Genomic DNA, 18,999 nt, shown 5'->3' with positions numbered 1-18,999 from the left:
TCAGCCTACTGGGTGCGGCCGGCCACCGCCGGGTCACCCGACGGCGCGCGCTCCGGGTCGACCTCGGGCGGCCGGGGCACGGCCGTGGGCGCGGGCACGGCGTACGCGTCCAGCGCGGCGGCCGCCGTCGCCCGCACCTGCTCGGCCAACTCGACCGGGGCGACCACCGTCACCTCCGGGCCGAGGCCCAGCACGAACCGGCGGGCCCACCCCAGGTCGGTGACCCGCAGGGAGACGAGCCACTGGTCGCCGTCGCCGGCCTCCACCCGCTCGCACGGGTAGTACTCGGTGATCCACCGCTCGCCCCGACCGATGCGCAGAGTGATCAGCGGTAGGTCGGCCGAGGGGCGGAACACGCCCTCGGTGAGGTCGTGCGGGACGGCCTGCGGCGGCACCGTGGCCGGCTCGTCCAACTCGGTGACCGCGTCGATCCGGTCGGCGCGGAACAGCCGGACTGCCTCCGCACGCCGACACCACGCCTCCACGTACGCCCGGCCGCCGACCATCAGCATCCGCAGCGGGTCGATGACGCGCTCGGTGGTCTCGTCCCGGGCGGCCGTGTAGTAGGTGATCCGCAGGGCCTTCCCGCCCTCCACGGCGGTGCGTAGCGCCTCGACCCGCGGGGTGTCCCCGGGCAACCGGACCGCCACCGGCGCGCCCACCAGGTCGCCCGCGGCCTCGATCTTGGCGAGGGCCCGTTCGACGGCCTCCCGGTTGGCCACCCCGGGCGTCTCGGCCAGCATCCGCAGCGCCACCACCAGTGCCAGGGCCTCGTCGGGGGTCAGCCGCAACGGCCGGTCGATGCCGGCGTCGTAGGTGATGGTCACCCGGTCACCGTCGAACGCCATGTCGATCAGGTCACCGGGGCCGTACCCGGGGAGCCCGCACACCCAGAGCAGCTCCAGGTCCTCCCGGAGCTGGCGCTCGGTGACGCCCAGGTCACCTGCCGCCTCGGCGATCTCGATGCCGGGCCGGGCCAGCAGGTAGGGCACCAGGTTGAGCAGTCGGGCCAGCCGGTCGGCGGACGCGCGGGAACCGTTGCGGCCGGCCGGGCGGGTCACCGGGCGCCCCCGCTGACGGCCAGCTCGTCGTGGCGCACGGCGATCTCCTTGAGTCGTTGGATGACCGCCTCGCGGACCTCCGGTGGGTCGAGGACCCGCACGTCCGGGCCGTAGCCGACCAGATGACCGGCCAGCCCGTCCGGGTCCGCGTACGGCAGGACCAGCCGGTCGCCGTCCGGCCCGGCGGTCACCTCCACCGCCCAGCGGCGCAGCCCGGCGGCCCGCCCGGGCGCGGCCAACACGGTGGCCCGACCGGTGCGCTCCACCGGACCCGACCAGCGGGCCACGTGGCTGATCAGGTCGACGTTGGCCGGCGGCTCGTAGGCGCCGGGGGCGCCGGTCACCCGGACCGCGCCGACGACCCGGGACAGCCGGAAGCAGCGGGTCGCTTCCCGGTCCTGGTCGTGGCCGACCACATACCACCGGCCGCGCCAGCAGACCACGCCCCACGGTTGCAGCCGTCGCCGGCTGGGCGCGTCGCGGTCGGGCACCCGGTAGTCGAACCCCACCTCGCGGCGGTCCCGGGCGGCGGCGGTCAGCGGCGCGAACGCCGGGTCGACAGTGACCATCGGCTCCAGGCCGAGGGTGGCCTGCGGGTCTACGTCCACCCCGGCGGCGCGCAGCTTGGCCAGCCCCGACGACGCGGCGGCGGCCAACCCGGCGTGCTGCCACAGCCGGGCGGCGATGCCGACCGCGGCGGCCTCGTCCGGTTCGAGGAGGATGTCGGGCAGCGCGTATTCGCGGTGGGCGATCCGGTAGCCGGGCTCTGCGTCGAAGGCGCTCGCCGTGCCGGTCTCCAGCGGCACACCCAGCTCGCGCAGCTCGGCCTTGTCCCGCTCGAACTTGCGTTGGAACGCCTCGTGGTCGCGCGCGTCGTCCGGATCGTGCTCGTAACCGGGCACGGTCGCGGCGATCTGCGCGGCGGTCAGGAACCGTCGCGTGGACAGCAGGCAGATCACCAGGTTGACCAGGCGTTCGGTGCGGGTCCGCGACACGCGGTAGACGCTAGCAGCCGACCCGCCCACACCGTGCACCCACGCGGGCGTGCCGCACACTTGTTCGGATTTGGCCTCCCCCGGCGCGTCGCCGTCCGCGGTCATAGGGTGATCCTCATGTCGCAAGCGGACGCCAGGCCCGAGAGCGAGAGCGTCGGCACCGTCGTCGTCGCCGGCGCCGCCAACCTCGCCATCGCGATCGCCAAGCTGATCGCCGGGCTGATCTCCGGATCCGCCGCGATGCTCTCCGAGGCGGCGCACTCGATCGCCGACACCACCACCGAGGTGCTGCTCTTCCAGGCGCTGCGCCGCGGCGCCCGCCCGGCCGACCAGCGGCACCCCTTCGGGTACGGCAAGGAGAGCTACGTCTGGGCGTTCTTCGCGGCCATGTTCACGTTCGTCGCCGGCGCCGGTTTCGCCGTCACCCACGGCGTCACCACGATCCTGGTGCACGAGCACAGCGGCGACTACCTGATCTCGTACATCGTGCTCGGGGTGTCGTTCGTCATCGAGTCGATCTCACTGGCCCGGGCGGTGCGGCAGGTCCGCCGCGAGTCGCGACGCTGGCAGACCACGCCTCGACGGTTTCTGCGGCTGACCGCCGACACCACCGTCAAGGCGGTCTTCCTGGAGGACAGCGCGGCCCTGATCGGTCTGGTGCTGGCCGGGCTCGGCGTCGGCCTGTCGCACGCCACCGGCGACGAGGTGTGGGACGGCGTCGCGTCGATCCTGATCGGGCTCCTGCTGCTGACGGTCGCCGGGGTCCTCGCCGGCAACAACCTGTCGCTGCTGGTCGGCCGGGCCGTTCCGGAGCGGCTGCGCCGCGAGATCGAGCAGGATCTGGCCGGGCTGCCCGAGGTGGAGCGCATCGACACCCTGTTGACCATGCAGCTCGGCCCGCAGGACATCCTGGTCGCCGCGAAGGTCGACTTCCGCGACGAGGCCACCGGCGCGCAGATCGAGGCCACCGCCGACGAGGCGGAGCGGCGGCTCACCGACCGGTACCCGGAGATCCGGTTCGTCTTCCTCGACCCGACCCGTTCGATGCCGGGCGCCACCGGCACCGCCCGGCACACCCAGGCCGGGCCGAGCCCGGACGCCGGCGGTCCCGAACCGACCTGACCCACACCCGGGCGCGGGCCGCCGGGCCCGCGCGGCTAGCGTGCCCGTCATGGTGCGATGGCGTACGGGGACGGTGGCGACGCTGCGACGGCAGTGGACCGGGGCGGTGGAGCTGGACGTTGACCTGCCCGACGGCACCCGGATGCGGGCGCTGGCCTACCCGGAGCTGGTCGGCACGCCCGAGCCCGGCGACCGGGTGCTGCTCAACGCCGGCGCGCTGCTGATGGGGTTGGGCACCGGCGGGTACGCCCTGGTGGTCGCCCTGCCGGACCGGCTGCCGCCGGACCCGCCGGACGTCGCCGACACCCGCGACGCCGGGCACCTGGTCAAGGCCCGCTACACGCCGTTGCAGCCGATCCTCCTCGGCGTCGACGAGGAGGCGTCCCCGCACCGCGACGTGCTGGCCGACGCGGACGACCTGGGCGGCCTGCCGGTGGTCACCGCCGACCTGCACTCGGCGCTCCCGGCGATCCTGGCCGGTATCCGGGCCGACGCCCCGCAGGCGCGGGTGGCGTACCTGCTCACCGACGGCGGGGCGCTGCCCGCCTGGTTCTCCCGCACCCTCGCCGGGCTGCGGGCCGAGCTGGCCGGCACGATCACCGTCGGGCAGGCGTTCGGCGGCGACCTGGAGGCCACCACCCTGCACGGCGGTCTGCTCGCCGCCCGGTACGTGCTCGAAGCGGACGTGGCGATCGTGGCGCAGGGGCCGGGCAACCTGGGCACCGGCACCCGGTGGGGCTTCTCCGGCGTCGCCGTCGGCGAGGCCGTCAACGCGATCGCCACGCTGGGCGGAAAGCCGGTCGGCTCGTTGCGCATCTCCGACGCCGACCCCCGCCCCCGACACCGGGGCGTGTCACACCACAGCCTCACCGCGTACGGCCGGGTGGCGCTCGCCCCGGCGGAGCTGGTGGTGCCCGAGGACCTGGCGCCGTCGCTCGCGACCGAGGTGGGCGCGGCGTTGGCGCCCCTGGCGGCCCGGCACCGGATCGTCCGGGTGCCCACCGACGGTCTGGACGCCGCGCTGCGCGCCAGCGCCGTGCCGCTGTCCACCATGGGCCGCGGCCTCGACGCCGACCACGCGTACTTCCTGGCGGCAGCCGCCGCCGGCCGCCACGCCGCCACCCTCCTCCCCTAACCCCGGGCCCCCGGCCTCCACGCGGTTGATCATGAAGTTATTGCCCGCCGCCCCGGCGTGTCATGGCGATAACTTCATGATCAACGCGAGCTGGGGCGGGGGCAGGGCACGGGGGTGGGGGTGGGTTAGGCCAGGAAGATCAGGGCTAGCCAGCCGCCCACGATGAGCGCCAGCGCCAGGGCCAACACCCACGTCGGCACCGTGTAGTCACCGCGCCGGTTACGGTCGATCTCGGCGCGAATCTTCTCCCGCCGGCGTTCGATCCAGTTCTGCCGCTCGGCGCCGCGCTCGGAGCGGTCGGAAGGTCCAGAAGTCGTCATGGCGCGCTCAGCTTAACCGCTCGGCGCGCCGGGCTGACCGGCCCCGTCGGCGCAGCGCACCGACGGGGCCGGCAACCGGTCACATGCTGGCGATCAGCCGCTCGACCCGCTCGTCGTACGCCCGGAACGGGTCCTTGCACAGCACGGTGCGCTGCGCCTGGTCGTTGAGCTTCAGGTGCACCCAGTCGACGGTGAAGTCCCGGCGCTTCTCCTGGGCGTGCCGGATGAACTCGCCCCGCAACCGGGCCCGGGTGGTCTGCGGCGGGGTCTCCTTGGCCTCGAAGATCTCCGGGTCGGTGGTCACCCGGTCGACGTCGCCGCGGCGCTCCAGGAGCCCGTAGAGACCCCGGCCACGGCGCACGTCGTGGTAGGCCAGATCCATCTGCGCCACCCGGGGGTGCGACAGCGGCAGGTCGTGCTTGCGCTGGTAGCGCTCGATCAGCCGCAGCTTGCTGACCCAGTCGATCTCCCGGGAGACCGGCTCCAAGTCGCCGCTCTCCACCGCGTTGAGCACCCGGCCCCACAGCTCGACGACCCGCTTGGCGGCCTGGTCGCCGCCGCGTCGCTCGACGAACTCGGTGGCCTTGGCGAGGTATTCCTGCTGGATGTCCAGGGCGCTGACCTCCTTGCCGTTGGCCAGCCGCACCTTGCGCCGACCGGTGATGTCGTGCGACACCTCCCGGATGGCCCGGATCGGGTTCTCCAGGGACAGGTCGCGCATCACCACCCCGGCCTCGATCATCCGCAGCACGATGTCGGCGGTGCCGACCTTGAGCAGTGTGGTGACCTCGTTCATGTTGGAGTCGCCGACGATCACGTGCAGCCGCCGGTAGCGCTCGGCGTCGGCGTGCGGCTCGTCGCGGGTGTTGATGATCGGGCGGCTGCGGGTGGTCGCCGAGGAGACGCCCTCCCAGATGTGCTCGGCCCGCTGCGAGAGGCAGTAGACCGCGCCGCGCGGGGTTTGCAGCACCTTGCCGGCCCCGCAGATCAACTGCCGGGTGACCAGGAACGGGATGAGCACGTCGGCGAGCCGGCCGAACTCGCCGTGCCGAGAGACCAGATAGTTCTCGTGGCAGCCGTACGAGTTGCCGGCCGAATCGGTGTTGTTCTTGAACAGGTAGATCTCACCCGCGATGCCCTCGTCGTGCAGCCGCTTCTCCGCGTCGACGAGCAAGCCCTCCAGGATCCGCTCGCCGGCCCGGTCGTGGGCGACAAGATCGGTCACCGAGTCGCACTCCGGCGTCGCGTACTCCGGATGCGACCCGACGTCCAGGTAGAGCCGGGCCCCATTGCGCAGGAAGACATTGCTCGACCGACCCCAGGACACCACGCGACGGAACAGATACCGCGCGACCTCGTCCGGGGACAGCCGCCGCTGCCCGCGATAGGTGCAGGTGACGCCGTACTCGGTCTCGAGGCCGAAGATTCGCCGCTCCATGGTGTGACATTAGCCGCCCGGAGGCCCGGTTCGTCACTGTCAGACCACAGGTCGTGCCCCGAGCGCGGTCACATACCGGTTGAGTGCGACATTCCGTCCGGACCGAGGCTCGCCACGAACCGCCGGCAGCTGTCGTACTCCGGAAGCAGGCCCCGCTCGCGGGCCTGCGCCAGGGTCGGCGCCGCGTCGTCGCGCGCGGACAGCAACGGAACGTCGGCTGGCCACTCGATGCCCAGTTCCTCGTCCAGCGGGTGCACCGCGTGCTCGCCGGTCGGGTTGTAGGTGGCCGAGCAGAGATAGCTCAACGTCGCGTCGTCGGTCAACGCGCAGAACCCGTGCCCCAGCCCCTCACTGAGGTAGACCGCCCGACGGTCGGTGTCGTCCAGCCGGACGCCCTCCCAACGACCGAAGGTCGGCGAGCCCACCCGCAGGTCCACGATCACGTCGAGGACCGCGCCCCGCACACAGGTGACGTACTTGGCCTGCCCGGGCGGGACGTCGGCGAAGTGGACGCCGCGCACCACGCCCCGCGCGGAGACCGACAGGTTGGCCTGGGCCAGCCGCAGCGGATGCCCCACCACCTCGGCGAGCTTGTCGAAGCGGTACCACTCCATGAACATGCCGCGCGGGTCACCGTGCTGCTGGGGGCTGATCTCCCAGGCGCCCTCGATGCTCAGCTCCCGGATCTTCACCAGGAACCCCCGACGGCGCCGGCCTGATCGCTGAGCAGACCGAGCAGGTAGTTGCCGTAGCCGCTCTTGGTCAGCGGCTCGGCGAGCGCGCGCAGCTGCGCGTCGTCGATCAGGCCCGCCCGCCAGGCGACCTCCTCGACGCAACCGATCTTGAGACCCTGCCGCTCCTCGACCACCCGGACGAACTCGGCGGCCTGCATCATCGAGGTGAACGTGCCGGTGTCCAGCCAGGCGGTGCCGCGATCCAGCACCGTCACCGCCAGCTCCCCGGTCTCCCGGTACACCTCGTTGACCGCCGTGATCTCCAGCTCGCCGCGGGCGCTCGGGGTGAGCTTGCGGGCGATGTCCACCACCCGGTTGTCGTAGAAGTAGAGGCCGGGCACCGCGTAGCGGGACTTCGGCCGGGCCGGCTTCTCCTCGATCGAGAGCACCCGACCATCGGCGTCGAAGTCGACCACGCCGTACTCCTGCGGGTTGGCCACCTGATAGGCGAAGACCCGCCCGCCGACCGGGTCACCGTGGTCGGCGAGCTGCCGACCCAGACCCACGCCGTGGAAGATGTTGTCGCCGAGGACCAACGCCACCGACTCGGCGCCGATGAAGTCCGCGCCGAGGATGAACGCCTGCGCGATGCCCTCCGGACGCTCCTGGCTGACGTACTCCAGCCGCAGCCCGAACTGGCTGCCGTCGCCGAGCAGCCGACGGAACTGGTCCTGGTCGTCCGGGGTCGTGATCACCAGGATCTCCCGAACCCCGGACATCACCAGGGTGGAGAGCGGGTAATAGATCATCGGCTTGTCGAAGACCGGCATCAGCTGCTTCGAGACCGCCCGGGTGATCGGCCAGAGCCGGGACCCGGTGCCGCCGGCAAGTAGGATTCCGCGCACCGGGGAAGCCTAGCCGCACCCGGACGAGTTGTGCGGGGGTCTCATACCAGGCGCCGCGGCGCCCGTCGCGTATACTTCCGGACCCGTGAGGATCCTCGTCACCGGCGGAGCCGGATTCATCGGGTCGGAGTACGTTCGCCTGCTACTGGGCAAGCCCCTCGGCAGTGCAGACGGCGTGCCGCCGCTCGAGCCCGCCGCGGTGACCGTGCTGGACAAACTGACCTACTCGGGCAACCTGGCCAACCTCGACCCCGTCCGCGACGACCCGCGACTGCGGTTCGTGCAGGGCGACATCTGCGACCCGCTCGTGGTCGACGAGGTGGTGGCCGAGCACGACGTGATCGTGCACTTCGCCGCCGAGTCACACGTCGACCGCTCGATCGCCGGCGCCGCGCCGTTCGTCACCACCAACGTGCTGGGCACCCAGACGCTGCTCGACGCGGCCCTGCGCCACGGCACCAGCCGCTTCGTGCACGTCTCCACCGACGAGGTCTACGGCTCGATCGACGAGGGCTCCTGGACCGAGACCTGGCCCCTCGCCCCCAACTCGCCGTACTCGGCGTCCAAGGCCGGCTCCGACCTGCTCGCGCTGTCGTACCACCGCACCCACGGCATGGACGTGGTCGTCACCCGCTGCTCCAACAACTACGGCCCGTACCAGTTCCCCGAGAAGGTCATCCCCCTGTTCGTCAGCAACCTGCTCGACGGCGGCACCGTCCCCCTCTACGGCGACGGCGGCAACATCCGGGACTGGCTGCACGTGCACGACCACTGCCGCGGCATCGCCCTGGTCCAGCAGAAGGGCCGCGCCGGCGAGGTCTACAACATCGGCGGCGGCACCGAGTTGACCAACAAGGAACTCACCGGTCTGCTCCTGGACGCCTGCGACGCCGGGTGGGACCGGGTCGTCCCGGTCACCGACCGCAAGGGCCACGACCGCCGGTACTCCCTCGACATCACCAAGATCAGCGAAGAGCTCGGCTACCACCCCAGCATCACCCTGGACCAGGGCCTGGCCGACACCGTCCGCTGGTACCGGGACAACCGCAGCTGGTGGGAACCCCTCAAGTCCGCGCCGACCGCATGACCCGACTCCTCGTCACCGGCGCGGGCGGGATGCTCGGCCGGGACCTAATCACCGTGCTGGGGGCACGACCCGACCTCAAGGTGACCGCCGCCACCCGCGCCGACCTGGACGTCACCGACCGCGCGGCGGTAGACGCCGCCGTCGCCGGGCACGACCTGGTGATCAACGCGGCCGCGTGGACCAACGTCGACGCCGCCGAAGCCGACGAGGCCGCAGCGACCGCCGTCAACGGCCACGCCGTGGCCAACCTGGCCGCGGCGTGCGCCACCGCCGGCACCCGGCTGATCCAGGTCTCCACCGACTACGTCCTCGCCGGCAACGCCGACACCCCCTACCCGGAGGACGCGCCCACCGCGCCGGTCAACGCCTACGGCCGCGGCAAGCTGGTCGGCGAACAGGCCGTCGCGCGGCTGCTACCCGACACCGGGTACGTCGTGCGCACCGCCTGGCTGTACGGCGCGCACGGCCCGAACTTCGTGGCCACCATGCTCCGACTCGCCACCCAGCGCGAACACCTCGACGTGGTCGACGACCAACACGGCCAACCCACCTGGTCCTACGCGCTCGCCGAGCGGCTCGTCGCGCTCGCCGACGCGGCGCTGGCCGGCCACGCGACGCCCGGCGTCTACCACGGCACCTGCGCCGGGCAGACGACCTGGTACGGGCTGGCCCGCGCCGCGTTCACGCTGGCCGGGCTGGACCCGGACCGGATCCGACCCACCACCAGCGACCGGTATCCGCGTCCCGCCCCCCGGCCTGCGTACAGTGTGCTAGGGCACAGCCGCTGGGCAGCCGTGGGTCTGCCCCCGCTTCCGGACTGGCACAGCGCCCTGGTTGACGCGTTCCACTCCCCCGCTCCACCTGCCCCGTGGAAGGTCGCATGAAGCTCACCCTCGTCACCGGCCTGACCGGCCTGCTGCTCCTCGGCACCATCGTCGAGCTGCTGCGCCGTCGTCAGCTGCGCGAGAAGTACGGCATGCTCTGGCTCGCCGTACTGGTCGTCGTGATCCCGCTGTCCCTGTTCCCCCGGCTGCTCGACAACGTCGCCGAACTCCTCGGCGTCGCCTCCGGTGTCAGCCTGGTGCTCTTCCTCGGCATCGTCTTCCTGCTGCTCGTGTGCGTGCACCTGAGCTGGGAGGTCAGCGCACTCGAAGAAGAGACCCGCACCCTGGCCGAGGACTTCGCTCTGCTCCGCGCGGAGATCGACGCGGACCGGGCGGCCCGTGACGAACTGGTGTCGACCGATGGTTAACGGCAAGCGCACACTGATCATCATTCCGGCCCTCAACGAGTCGGGTTCCATCGCCGACGTCGTCGGTGAGGTCCGCGGCGAGCTGCCCGGCGTCGACGTGCTCGTCGTCGACGACGGCTCCACCGACCGCACCGCCGCCGTCGCCGCCGCCGCCGGCGCCCAGGTCGCCAAACTGCCGTACAACCTCGGCGTCGGTGGGGCCATGCGCCTCGGCTACCGCTACGCCCGCGACCACGACTACGACGTCGCCATCCAGATCGACGCCGACGGCCAGCACGACCCCCGGTACGTGCCGAAGCTCGTCGACCTCCTCGACGACAACGACCTCGTCATCGGCGCCCGCTTCGCCGGCGAGGGCGACTACATGGTCCGCGGCCCCCGCCGCTGGGCCATGGTGATGCTCTCCGCCGTGCTGTCCCGGGTCGCCCACACCAAGCTCACCGACACCACGTCCGGCTTCCGGGCCGCCAACCGGCGGGTCATCGAGATGTTCGCCACCTGGTACCCGGCCGAGTACCTCGGCGACACGGTGGAGACCCTGGTACACACCGCCCGTCGTGGATACCGCATCCGGCAGGTGCCGGTCGCCATGCGCAAGCGGATGGCCGGCACGCCCAGCCACTCCCCCGCCCGGGCGATGATCTACCTCGGCCGAGCGTTCGCCGTCCTCACGCTGGCGCTCATTCGCCGGTGATCCAACGCCTGCTACGCCTGATCCCGCCCGGCACCATCGCTGTTGGTGCCGGGCTGGGCCTTCTCGGCCTCGCCTCCTACGTCCACCTCGCGGTCGCCGGCCACAGCCTCAGCAAGGCCGACTACTCGTCCCTCTCGGTGCTCTGGTCGATCGTGTTCACCCTCGGCATCGGCGTGTTCATGCCGATCGAGCAGGAGGTCGCGCGCGTCGTCGCCGCCCGGCACAGCCAGGGGCTGCCCCCAGGGCCGGTGCTGGCCCGCGGCGTCACCGTCGCCGCCGTGCTGCTCGCCGTGCTGGTGTTGGCCGTCACCATCGGCCGTCAGCCACTCGCCGACAAGCTCTTCGCCGGTGACGGCAACCTGGTCACCGTGCTGATCGGCGCACTCGCCGCGATGGCCGTCGCCTACGCCACCCGCGGCGTCCTATCCGGCCTGCAACTGTTCCCCTGGTACGGCACCCAACTCGGGATAGACGGCGGCCTGCGCATCATCATGGTCGCCCTGCTCGGGCTGGCCGGAGTGAACTCCCCCGTCTGGTACGGGCTGGTGCTCGTCGCCGCCCCGCTGGTCAGCGTCCTGCTCACCCTGCCGCCGGTGCTACGCGCCATCGGTGGAGGCCCGCCGGTCGCCTGGGCCACCCTGCTGCGCGGCCTCGGCCTGCTCACCGCCTCCAGCCTGCTCTCCCAGGTCGTGGTGAACATCGGCGTGATCAACGTGCAGCTGCTCGCCCCCGCCGACGCGGCAGCCGCCGGCGCACTGCTCTCCGCCCTCGTGCTGGTCCGCATCCCCCTGTTCGTCTTCGGCTCCCTACAGGCGTCACTGCTGCCCGGCCTGGCCACCACCGCCACCACCGGCGACCAGGCCGGCTTCCACAGCCTGCTACGCCGGGCGCTCGGCATCGTCACCGCGCTCGGCCTCACCGGGGCCCTCGGCGCCGTGCTGCTCGGCCCCTGGCTGGTCGGCACACTCTTCGACGCGCCCGGCGTCCTCGGCCACGGCGACTTCACCTGGTTGGCGGCCGCCACGCTCGCCTACCTGTGGGCGATGGTGCTCGGCCAGGCCCTGCTCGCCCTCGACCGGCACCGCGCCCAGGCCCTCGCCTGGACCGCCGGCGTCGCCGCCCTGATCGCCGTGACGCTGATCCCGGCTCCGGTCACCCTGCGAGTCGAGTTGGCGTACACCATCGGCTCCGTCATCGTCGCCGCCACCATGGCGACACTGCTGCTGCGCGGCGGCGTCCGCCGACCCACCACCCCCACCCGGCCGCTCGCCGAGGCCGTCGCCCCTGCCGCATCCGGAGGCCTCCGATGACCCGCCCACAGGTGACCGCCGTAATGCTCGCCTACGGCGCCGAGCCGTACCTGGTCAACGCCGCCCGAGCCGTCCTGGCCAGCACCGACGTCGACATCGAGCTGGTCGTCGTCGACAACGGTTGCACCGGCGACGGCATCGACATCGTCAAGGGCTTCCCCCAGGTCCGGGTGGTCCGCCCCGAACAGAACACCGGCTACTCCGGCGGCTGCCGGATCGGCGCCGCCGAGGCCACCGGAGACTGGCTCGCCTTCGTCAACTCCGACGCCATCGTCGCCCCCGACGCCCTCGCCAAGACGGTCGCGGTCGCCGCCGAACCGGGCGTCGGCGCCGCAATGGCCTCCATCCGGCTCGCCGACACTCCCGACCTGATCAACACCTCCGGCAACCCACTGCACTTCACCGGGCTGTCCTGGGCCGGCGGCAACGGCGAGCCGGCCACCGCCCACGCCGTACGCACCAGGGTGCCGTCGCTCAGCGGCTGCTGCTTCGTGATCAGCCGCCAGCGCTGGCAGGAACTCGACGGCTTCGCCGCCGAATACTTCGCCTACCACGAGGACACCGAGCTGAGCCTGCGGCTCTGGCAACGCGGCCTGCGCCTGGAGTACGTACCCGACGCCATCGTGCGCCACCACTACGAGTTCTCCCGCAACGACCTCAAGCTCTACCTGGTGGAACGCAACCGGCTGGTCACCCTGCTCACCGCGTACCAGACCCGGACGCTGGTGGTGCTCGCCCCGATGCTGCTGCTCACCGAAGCCGCAATGCTCGCCGCCGCGCTCGCCGGCGGTTGGACCCGGCAGAAGACCCGCGGCTGGGGTTGGCTGTGGCGCAACCGCTCCTGGGTCGGCGCCCGCCGCCGTCAACTCCAGGCCGAACGCACAGTGCCCGACGGGGTGATCGCCGATCTGATGACCGCCCGGGTCGCCCCCTCGAACGTCGACTCGCCGCCCGGCATGGGCGTGTTCAACGCCGTCGCCGCCGGCTACTGGGCCCTCGCCCGGCCCCTGCTCCAGCGCCGCTGACCCTCGACAGACAACAGCGCCGGGGCCCGCGTGTGCGGGCCCCGGCGCTGTCTCGTCACCTGATCAGCTGTCGGGTTGACCCGGCCGGTCCTCCAGGTCAGCGGACCCCGCGGAGCTGGTCGGCTTACCGGCCTTTTCGGTCGGCACGCTCGGCGTGTCCGGCCGGTCGCTGGTCGGCGGCGCCGACTCCCCGTCCAACAGCGCGGTCAGCGCAGCCCCGGTGATCCGCCGGAACGTCCGGCCGACCCGCTGCCGGTCCAGCACCGCCACCTCGAGCTGGTTCGCGGCGATCGTCCGGGCGGCGCCACCCTCACCACCGACAGTGCTCAGTGCCTGCACCGCGACCTGGACCGCCTCCCCGAGCGACATGTCCGGTCGGTGGTTGGACTTCAGCACACCGGTGATGGCCTCAGCCTGACCACCCATCGCCATCCGCCCAGGCTCGTCGTTGACCGAACCGTCGTAGGTGAGCCGGTACAGCTCGTCGTCAGCGGCCGTGGCCCCGACCTCCGCCACACAGATCTCCACCTCGAACGGCTTCGACTGCTCGGTGAAGATCGCGCCAAGGGTCTGCGCGAACGCGTTGGCCAGGGCCCGACCGGTGACGTCCCGGCGGTCGTAGCTGAGCCCGTTCAGGTCGGCCATTCGCACGCCGGCCCGCCGGAGGTTCTCGAACTCGTTGTAACGGCCGACCGCGGCGAAGCCGATCCGGTCGTAGATCTCACTGACCTTGTGCAGGGCGCTGGAGAGGTTCTCCGCGACGAAGAGCACCCCGCCGGAGTAGCTCAGGACCACGGCGCTACGCCCGCGAGCAATGCCCTTACGGGCCAACTCGGAGCGGTCACGCATGATCTGTTCGGGCGAGGCGTAGAACTGCATGGCCACGGCGGCGGTTCTCCTAACGGCGCTGTGCTGACGACTGCTGGCTGGTGGGGGTGGTCGGGCGGAACTAACCGCCCGGGTTTTCCATCCGGCCGGCGACCACGCCCTCGGCGATCGTCGCCGTCTCGGCGTCGGTGAGCCGGTAGGTGCCCTCGGCAGTCGCGGTCATCACCACGGGGTAGATCCGCCGGGTCAGGTCGGGCCCGCCGGTCGCGGTGTCGTCATCGGCCGCGTCGTAGAGCGCCTCGACCGCCAGCCGCGTCGCGTCCTCGACGGACAGCCCGAGCCGGTACCGCTTCTTCAACGCGGACTTGGCGAACAACGACCCGGACCCGATCGCGTCGTAGCCGGTCTCCTCGTACGGGCCACCGGTCACATCGAAGCTGAAGATCCGACCGGCGCGCGCCGGGTCGGCGGCGGCAAGGTCGAACCCGGCGAAGAGCGGCACCACTGCCAACCCCTGCATGGCCGCTCCCAGATTGCCCCGGATCATCGAGGCCAACCGGTTGGCCTTACCGTCCAACGAGAGCATCGCGCCCTCGATCTTCTCGTAGTGCTCCAGCTCCACCTGGAACAGTCGCATCAGCTCGATGCCGATACCGGCGGTGCCCGCGATGCCGACGAGTGAGTACGCGTCGGCCGGATGCACCTTCTCGATGTCGCGCTGGGCGATCAGGTTGCCCATGGTGGCCCGTCGGTCGCCCGCCATCACCACACCCTCGGCGGCCGCGATGGCCACGATGGTGGTCGCGTGCGGCGCCAGGTCGGCGGCCATGCCCGGCGGCAGCGGTCGCCGACCGGGCAACATCTCGGGGGCCACCCGACTCAGAAACGTCGTGAAGGAGGACGTCCCCGCGTTGGTGAACACATCTGGTAGACGCCCGGATGGATCAAAGCCCGCTGCCACGTGGTTCCTCTCAGGTACGTGATCGCCCTGGCCAGCCTCATGGGACTGTCACGGAACTGGCCAAGACCACCGTTGCAGTTGAAGCAGAGTATCCCGCGCACCCATCCGGTGCGATGATCGTGGTCCAGATGTTGCGGGTCGGCGCGGCCACAGATCGCGCAGAGCCCGCCCTGCTCGGCCAGGAGCTCCTGAAACTCTTTCTCACCCACGCCGTACCGCTGCCGCAGGTGGTACTCGCGGTTGCCCCCGTAAAGCCGCTCTTTCGTCTCTCTGGTCTTCGTGTTGTGGCAGGGCTTGCAGTAGCTGGCATATCCGGAGCTGTCCGCCCGGTTACGGGGAAAGGCATCGAACGGCTTGTCCGCATCGCAGGCCGAGCAATACTTGTGCCCCTCCGGCACGGCTCGACCTGCGCGCACCTCGCGGTCGAATTTGGCTCTCACCCGACGCGCGTAACTTGCCTTGGACCGCTCGTTGAAGCAGGGCTTGCAGTAGCTGCCCCGCCCGCCCGGCCTTTTGGAACTCGCACAGAACTGATCGAGGGCCTTCCATTCGCCGCAGTCTCGGCAGCAACGAAGGCCGTCCCGATCGTCGCTTGCTTTAGGCATGTCCGAATTAACCCTATATGTTCACTGACCTCCTTTTTGTACGTAGCCCCTCACGAACTCCTCTGCGTTTTCTTCGAGGACGGAGTCGATCTCGTCGAGGAGGTCGTCGACGTCCTCGGTGATCTCGGCGTGCCGCTCGGCCACCTCGGGGTTGGCCTCGGTGGTGACGTCCTCGATTTCCTCGCCCTGACGGGACTTGCCGGACTGCGACTGGCCGCCGCTGTCATGAGTGGCCACTGCTGCCTCCTCCACGATCGTCTGCGATGAACTTACCTCGCGCGGGCGACGAAAAGCCCGCCGCGCGCCGGCTTGCGGCACACGACGGGCTGACGAATCCGGAATCAGCCCCCGGTCAACGTCTCCAGCAGGTCCTTGGCGCTGGCGCAGCGGTCGAACAGGGCGCCGACGTGCGCGCGGGTGCCCCGCTCCGGCTCCATCATCGGGACCCGGACCAGCGACTCCCGGCCCACGTCGAAGATCACCGAATCCCAGCTCGCGGCGACCACCTCGGAGGCGTACTGGGCCAGGCAGCGACCGCGGAAGTAGGCCCGGGTGTCCTCCGGCGGCTCGGTCATCGCGCTGCGCGTCTCGTCGTCGGTGAGCAGCGTCTTCATCGCCCCCCGGCTGACCAGGCGGTGGTAGAGGCCCTTCTCCGGCCGGACGTCGGAGTACTGGAGGTCGACGAGCTGGAGCTTGTGCGAGCCCCAACCGAGCTTCTCCCGCTCCCGGTAGCCCTCCAGCAGCCGCAGCTTGGCGACCCAGTCCAACTCGTCGGCGCAGAGCATCGGATCGCGGCCCAGCCGGTCCAGGACGCTCTCCCAGCGGTCGAGCACGTCGACGGTCTGCTCGTCGGCGTCGGTGCCGTACCGGTCGTCGACAAAGGACCGGACCCGCTCCAGGTAGGCCCATTGCAGGTCCAGTGCGGTGAGCCGGCGACCGTCGCGCAGTCGCATCCGGTGCGTCAGGGAGGGGTCGTGGCTGACGGCGCGCAGCTCGCTGACCGGGTCGGCGATGCCGAGGTCGGCCCCGAGCGCCTTCTCCTCGATCATGGTGAGGATCAGGGCGGTGGTGCCGACCTTGAGGTAGGTGGAGATCTCGGAGAGGTTGGCGTCGCCGATGATGACGTGCAGCCGGCGGTACTTGTCGGCGTCGGCGTGCGGCTCGTCGCGGGTGTTGATGATCGGGCGCTTGAGCGTGGTCTCCAGGCCAACCTCGACCTCGAAGAAGTCGGCGCGCTGGGAGATCTGGAAGCCGCTCTGGCCGCCGTCCTGGCCGATGCCGACCCGGCCGGCACCGCAGACGATCTGCCGGGTGACGAAGAACGGCGTCAGGTACGACACGATGTCGGCGAACGGCGTCTGCCGGCGCATCAGATAGTTTTCGTGGGCGCCGTAGCTGGCGCCCTTGTTGTCGGTGTTGTTCTTGTAGAGGTGGATCGGCTGGGTGCCCGGGATGGTGGCGGCCCGGCGGGACGCCTCGACCATCACCCGCTCGCCGGCCTTGTCCCAGCGCACGATGTCCCGGGGGGTGGTGACCTCTGGGGTGGAGTATTCGGGGTGGGCGTGGTCGACGTAGAGGCGTGCGCCGTTGGTGAGTATCACGTTGGCCAGGCCGAGGTCTTCGTCCGCGAGGGCCTCGGCGGGGTCGTACGCGGCGCCGGAGTAGGTGAAGCCGCGGGCGTCGCGCAGCGGCGACTCTTCCTCGTAGTCCCACCGGGCCCGGCCGCCCCGGTTGAGCTCCGGACGTGCCCCGTAGGCGTTCACCACCTGCGATGAGGTGACCATCGGGTTGGCTCCGGCCTGGCCGGGCACGGAGATGCCGTACTCGACCTCGGTGCCCATGATTCGCCGTACGCTCATGCCGCGCCCCGCTTCAGCTCGCTGACGTACCGGTCGACGCCCACCGCCGGCCGGCGCGTTACCGCTCGATCGGCCCTGCACTCCAGCCTAGTCCGAATCCGACAGCAACGCCCGCACCGGGCGTGGTCGGCCGGTCGACCGATCAGCGCAGATCCGTCGCCGGTGTCTGCTCGGCGATTGCGGGCGTCGGCTCGTCGGACTCGCTCAGTGGGCGCATCGAGACCCGCCAGGCGAGGACGCCGAGCAGGGTCAGGCCGAGCACGCTCGCCAGCAGGGGCGTGATCGAGCCCAGTGGGGGGTGCCAGTCGCCGGCGAAGGGGTTGAAGGTGCGGAAGGTCAGGTATCTGGGCAGCCCGTCCTGCCACCGCACCATCGTCAGGATCAGCGTGAAGAGTTGGATCGGCAGGAGCAGGATGACGCTGAGGCGGACCAGGGTGCGGCTGCGGGTGGCGTCGAGCCCTCGCTCCTCCCAGACGTATGCGGCGAACAGCATCACCCCGCCGAGCATCGGCAGCATGTAGCGGCCCTGGGTGACGAACCCGGTCTGCTTGACCAGGGCCACCTGCATCACGGACGGCACGACGGTGCCGGCGACGACCAGGACGAGCAGCCGCCAACGGTCGACCAACCGGCCGAAGACGAACGCGCCGATCAGCAGCGTCGCGGCGACGAACTGCCAGGTCAGGTAGATCGGCGCGGGCATCCGGGTATCCAGCCATGACGTCACTCCGACCATCTGGTCGAGGTAGCTGCGCCACCGGTCGGCCTCGGCGAGGGCGGCCTGGCCGTAGGTGTACACGTGGCCGCCGTACTTGCCGAGGTCGGAGGACTTCATCACGACGCCCCAGCCGACCGCGGTGAGGGCCGCGACGGCGATGCCGCCAACCCACCACCACACGGCCTTCTCGCGCACGAGCCGGCCGACGTTGCTCTGCCGCCACGGGAAGGCGAAGGCGACGAACGCCGCGGCCAGCCAGAGCGGCCCGGTCTGCCGCAGCATCGCGAGCAGCAGGCCGCTGATGCCGGCCAGGATGAGCAGCCCGTGGTGCGGCTTCGGCCGGCGGTCCAGGAACAGCGGGATGGTCGCCGCGAAGAACGCCACCCCGGCGGCGATCTCCACGCCGTTGGGGTTGACGGCGCTGGCCATCTGGGCGGCCATCGGGGTGACGGCGACCAGGAGGCCGGCGACCATCAGACGACGTCGGGACCAGTTCACCGCCACGACGAACGCGCTGGCCAGCAGGGCGGCGGCGATGCCGGCGCTGATGAACCGGGCGAGCAGCACCCCGGACCAGCCCGGCCAGAGGTCGAGCGGCCAGCCCACCAGGGCGTAGTAGACGGGGTGGTAGCGACCGGCGCCGGTGCCGGCGCGTACGGGGGTGTCGTCGCTGCCCGGTGGGACCGCGCAGGCGGCGGAGACGGCCGGCTTGAACTGCCAGCACTGCTCCCTGACCAGGCCGGCGGGCACGTCCTGGAAGGCTCCGGAGCCCTTCTTGGCGGCTGCCGGCGGCGGGGCGATCTCCCCCGCCGCCACACCGGCGGCGCGGATGATGTGTTCCCGCTCGTCCGGTGTGCCGTCGTAGGGGGCGGCGACCGACCAGGCCCCGATGGTCAGCAGGAAGCCGACGAACGCCAGGATCCAGACCCGGCGGGCGCCGGCGACGGCGCGGTCGCCGTCGCCGGCCGCAGGTTGTTCGGTCATCGCGGTTCTCTGCGCTGCCTTTCAGG

General features: G+C 71.3%; 20 protein-coding genes. 8 read left to right on the top strand and 12 right to left on the bottom strand.

From position 1 onward, the window contains the following. Window positions 1-5: 5 nt before the first annotated feature. Complete coding sequence (locus tag ACQRWP_RS09795; RefSeq protein ID WP_430501874.1) at window positions 6-1,061, bottom strand: helix-turn-helix transcriptional regulator; 1,056 nt, start codon at window positions 1,059-1,061, stop codon at window positions 6-8. Continuing rightward, the gene (locus tag ACQRWP_RS09790; RefSeq protein WP_091408906.1) at window positions 1,058-2,056 is read right to left on the bottom strand and encodes a helix-turn-helix transcriptional regulator; all 999 of its coding nucleotides are present in this window, start codon (window positions 2,054-2,056) and stop codon (window positions 1,058-1,060) included. The genes ACQRWP_RS09795 and ACQRWP_RS09790 overlap by 4 nt, the downstream gene beginning before the upstream one ends. A gap of 117 nt (window positions 2,057-2,173) precedes the next feature. On the opposite strand from ACQRWP_RS09790, the gene ACQRWP_RS09785 reads away from it, so the two are divergent. Continuing rightward, window positions 2,174-3,178, top strand: a complete 1,005-nt coding sequence (locus tag ACQRWP_RS09785) for a cation diffusion facilitator family transporter (protein WP_430501871.1) — start codon at window positions 2,174-2,176, stop codon at window positions 3,176-3,178. Window positions 3,179-3,227: 49 nt separating this feature from the next. After that, window positions 3,228-4,313, top strand: a complete 1,086-nt coding sequence (locus ACQRWP_RS09780) for a DUF3866 family protein (protein WP_430501870.1) — start codon at window positions 3,228-3,230, stop codon at window positions 4,311-4,313. 125 nt (window positions 4,314-4,438) lie between these two features. Here the strand turns inward: ACQRWP_RS09780 and ACQRWP_RS09775 are convergent, their stop codons facing one another. From ACQRWP_RS09775 to rfbA, 4 genes are all read right to left on the bottom strand, one after another. Beyond that, entirely contained in the window at window positions 4,439-4,633 is a 195-nt protein-coding gene (locus tag ACQRWP_RS09775; protein WP_430501868.1) for a hypothetical protein, read from the bottom strand. A 79-nt stretch (window positions 4,634-4,712) separates the two neighbouring features. Then, complete coding sequence (pafA, locus tag ACQRWP_RS09770; protein ID WP_238680390.1) at window positions 4,713-6,071, bottom strand: Pup--protein ligase; 1,359 nt, start codon at window positions 6,069-6,071, stop codon at window positions 4,713-4,715. A 68-nt stretch (window positions 6,072-6,139) separates the two neighbouring features. Next, window positions 6,140-6,763: a dTDP-4-dehydrorhamnose 3,5-epimerase gene (gene rfbC / locus ACQRWP_RS09765; protein WP_425700239.1), complete on the bottom strand. Its 624-nt coding sequence runs from the start codon at window positions 6,761-6,763 to the stop codon at window positions 6,140-6,142. Then, a complete protein-coding gene (gene rfbA, locus ACQRWP_RS09760) occupies window positions 6,760-7,650 on the bottom strand; it encodes a glucose-1-phosphate thymidylyltransferase RfbA (protein WP_430501865.1) in 891 nt (296 codons plus the stop codon). The genes rfbC and rfbA overlap by 4 nt, the downstream gene beginning before the upstream one ends. Before the next feature lie 85 nt (window positions 7,651-7,735). Between rfbA and rfbB the strand changes: the two genes are divergently transcribed. The 6 genes from rfbB to ACQRWP_RS09730 are packed head-to-tail and all read left to right on the top strand — an operon-like array spanning window position 7,736 to window position 13,018. Continuing rightward, window positions 7,736-8,737, top strand: a complete 1,002-nt coding sequence (gene rfbB, locus ACQRWP_RS09755) for a dTDP-glucose 4,6-dehydratase (protein WP_430501863.1) — start codon at window positions 7,736-7,738, stop codon at window positions 8,735-8,737. Further along, the gene (gene rfbD / locus ACQRWP_RS09750) at window positions 8,734-9,621 is read left to right on the top strand and encodes a dTDP-4-dehydrorhamnose reductase (protein WP_430501861.1); all 888 of its coding nucleotides are present in this window, start codon (window positions 8,734-8,736) and stop codon (window positions 9,619-9,621) included. Before rfbB ends, rfbD begins: the two co-directional genes overlap by 4 nt. Next, window positions 9,618-9,989 carry a DUF2304 domain-containing protein gene (locus ACQRWP_RS09745; RefSeq protein ID WP_030332916.1) on the top strand — a complete coding sequence of 124 codons (372 nt, stop codon included), beginning with the start codon at window positions 9,618-9,620 and terminating at the stop codon, window positions 9,987-9,989. The genes rfbD and ACQRWP_RS09745 overlap by 4 nt, the downstream gene beginning before the upstream one ends. After that, entirely contained in the window at window positions 9,982-10,683 is a 702-nt protein-coding gene (locus ACQRWP_RS09740; protein ID WP_354946139.1) for a glycosyltransferase family 2 protein, read from the top strand. The genes ACQRWP_RS09745 and ACQRWP_RS09740 overlap by 8 nt, the downstream gene beginning before the upstream one ends. Next, window positions 10,680-11,993: a lipopolysaccharide biosynthesis protein gene (locus ACQRWP_RS09735; protein WP_430501858.1), complete on the top strand. Its 1,314-nt coding sequence runs from the start codon at window positions 10,680-10,682 to the stop codon at window positions 11,991-11,993. Before ACQRWP_RS09740 ends, ACQRWP_RS09735 begins: the two co-directional genes overlap by 4 nt. Continuing rightward, the gene (locus tag ACQRWP_RS09730; RefSeq protein WP_430501856.1) at window positions 11,990-13,018 is read left to right on the top strand and encodes a glycosyltransferase family 2 protein; all 1,029 of its coding nucleotides are present in this window, start codon (window positions 11,990-11,992) and stop codon (window positions 13,016-13,018) included. The genes ACQRWP_RS09735 and ACQRWP_RS09730 overlap by 4 nt, the downstream gene beginning before the upstream one ends. Window positions 13,019-13,081: 63 nt before the next feature. Here the strand turns inward: ACQRWP_RS09730 and prcA are convergent, their stop codons facing one another. The 6 genes from prcA to ACQRWP_RS09700 all read right to left on the bottom strand — a co-directional run bounded on the left by prcA (window position 13,082) and on the right by ACQRWP_RS09700 (window position 18,973). After that, on the bottom strand, window positions 13,082-13,903 hold the full coding sequence (prcA, locus tag ACQRWP_RS09725) for a proteasome subunit alpha (RefSeq protein ID WP_430501854.1): 822 nt from the start codon (window positions 13,901-13,903) through the stop codon (window positions 13,082-13,084). A 64-nt stretch (window positions 13,904-13,967) separates the two neighbouring features. Continuing rightward, entirely contained in the window at window positions 13,968-14,807 is an 840-nt protein-coding gene (gene prcB / locus ACQRWP_RS09720; RefSeq protein WP_430501852.1) for a proteasome subunit beta, read from the bottom strand. Next, window positions 14,726-15,247 carry an endonuclease VII domain-containing protein gene (locus tag ACQRWP_RS09715; protein WP_430501850.1) on the bottom strand — a complete coding sequence of 174 codons (522 nt, stop codon included), beginning with the start codon at window positions 15,245-15,247 and terminating at the stop codon, window positions 14,726-14,728. Before ACQRWP_RS09715 ends, prcB begins: the two co-directional genes overlap by 82 nt. A 186-nt stretch (window positions 15,248-15,433) precedes the next feature. Further along, window positions 15,434-15,649 (bottom strand): ubiquitin-like protein Pup, encoded by a 216-nt coding sequence (locus ACQRWP_RS09710; protein ID WP_030332902.1) that lies wholly within the window; start codon window positions 15,647-15,649, stop codon window positions 15,434-15,436. A gap of 104 nt (window positions 15,650-15,753) precedes the next feature. Further along, on the bottom strand, window positions 15,754-17,271 hold the full coding sequence (gene dop, locus ACQRWP_RS09705; RefSeq protein ID WP_430501847.1) for a depupylase/deamidase Dop: 1,518 nt from the start codon (window positions 17,269-17,271) through the stop codon (window positions 15,754-15,756). 142 nt (window positions 17,272-17,413) lie between these two features. Then, the gene (locus tag ACQRWP_RS09700; RefSeq protein ID WP_430501845.1) at window positions 17,414-18,973 is read right to left on the bottom strand and encodes a DUF2142 domain-containing protein; all 1,560 of its coding nucleotides are present in this window, start codon (window positions 18,971-18,973) and stop codon (window positions 17,414-17,416) included. Window positions 18,974-18,999: the final 26 nt, after the last annotated feature.

The sequence above is a fragment of the Micromonospora trifolii genome (assembly GCF_050516465.1).
GTDB classification, from domain to species: domain Bacteria; phylum Actinomycetota; class Actinomycetes; order Mycobacteriales; family Micromonosporaceae; genus Micromonospora; species Micromonospora trifolii.
This window is presented reverse-complemented; position numbering and strand designations above follow the sequence as displayed.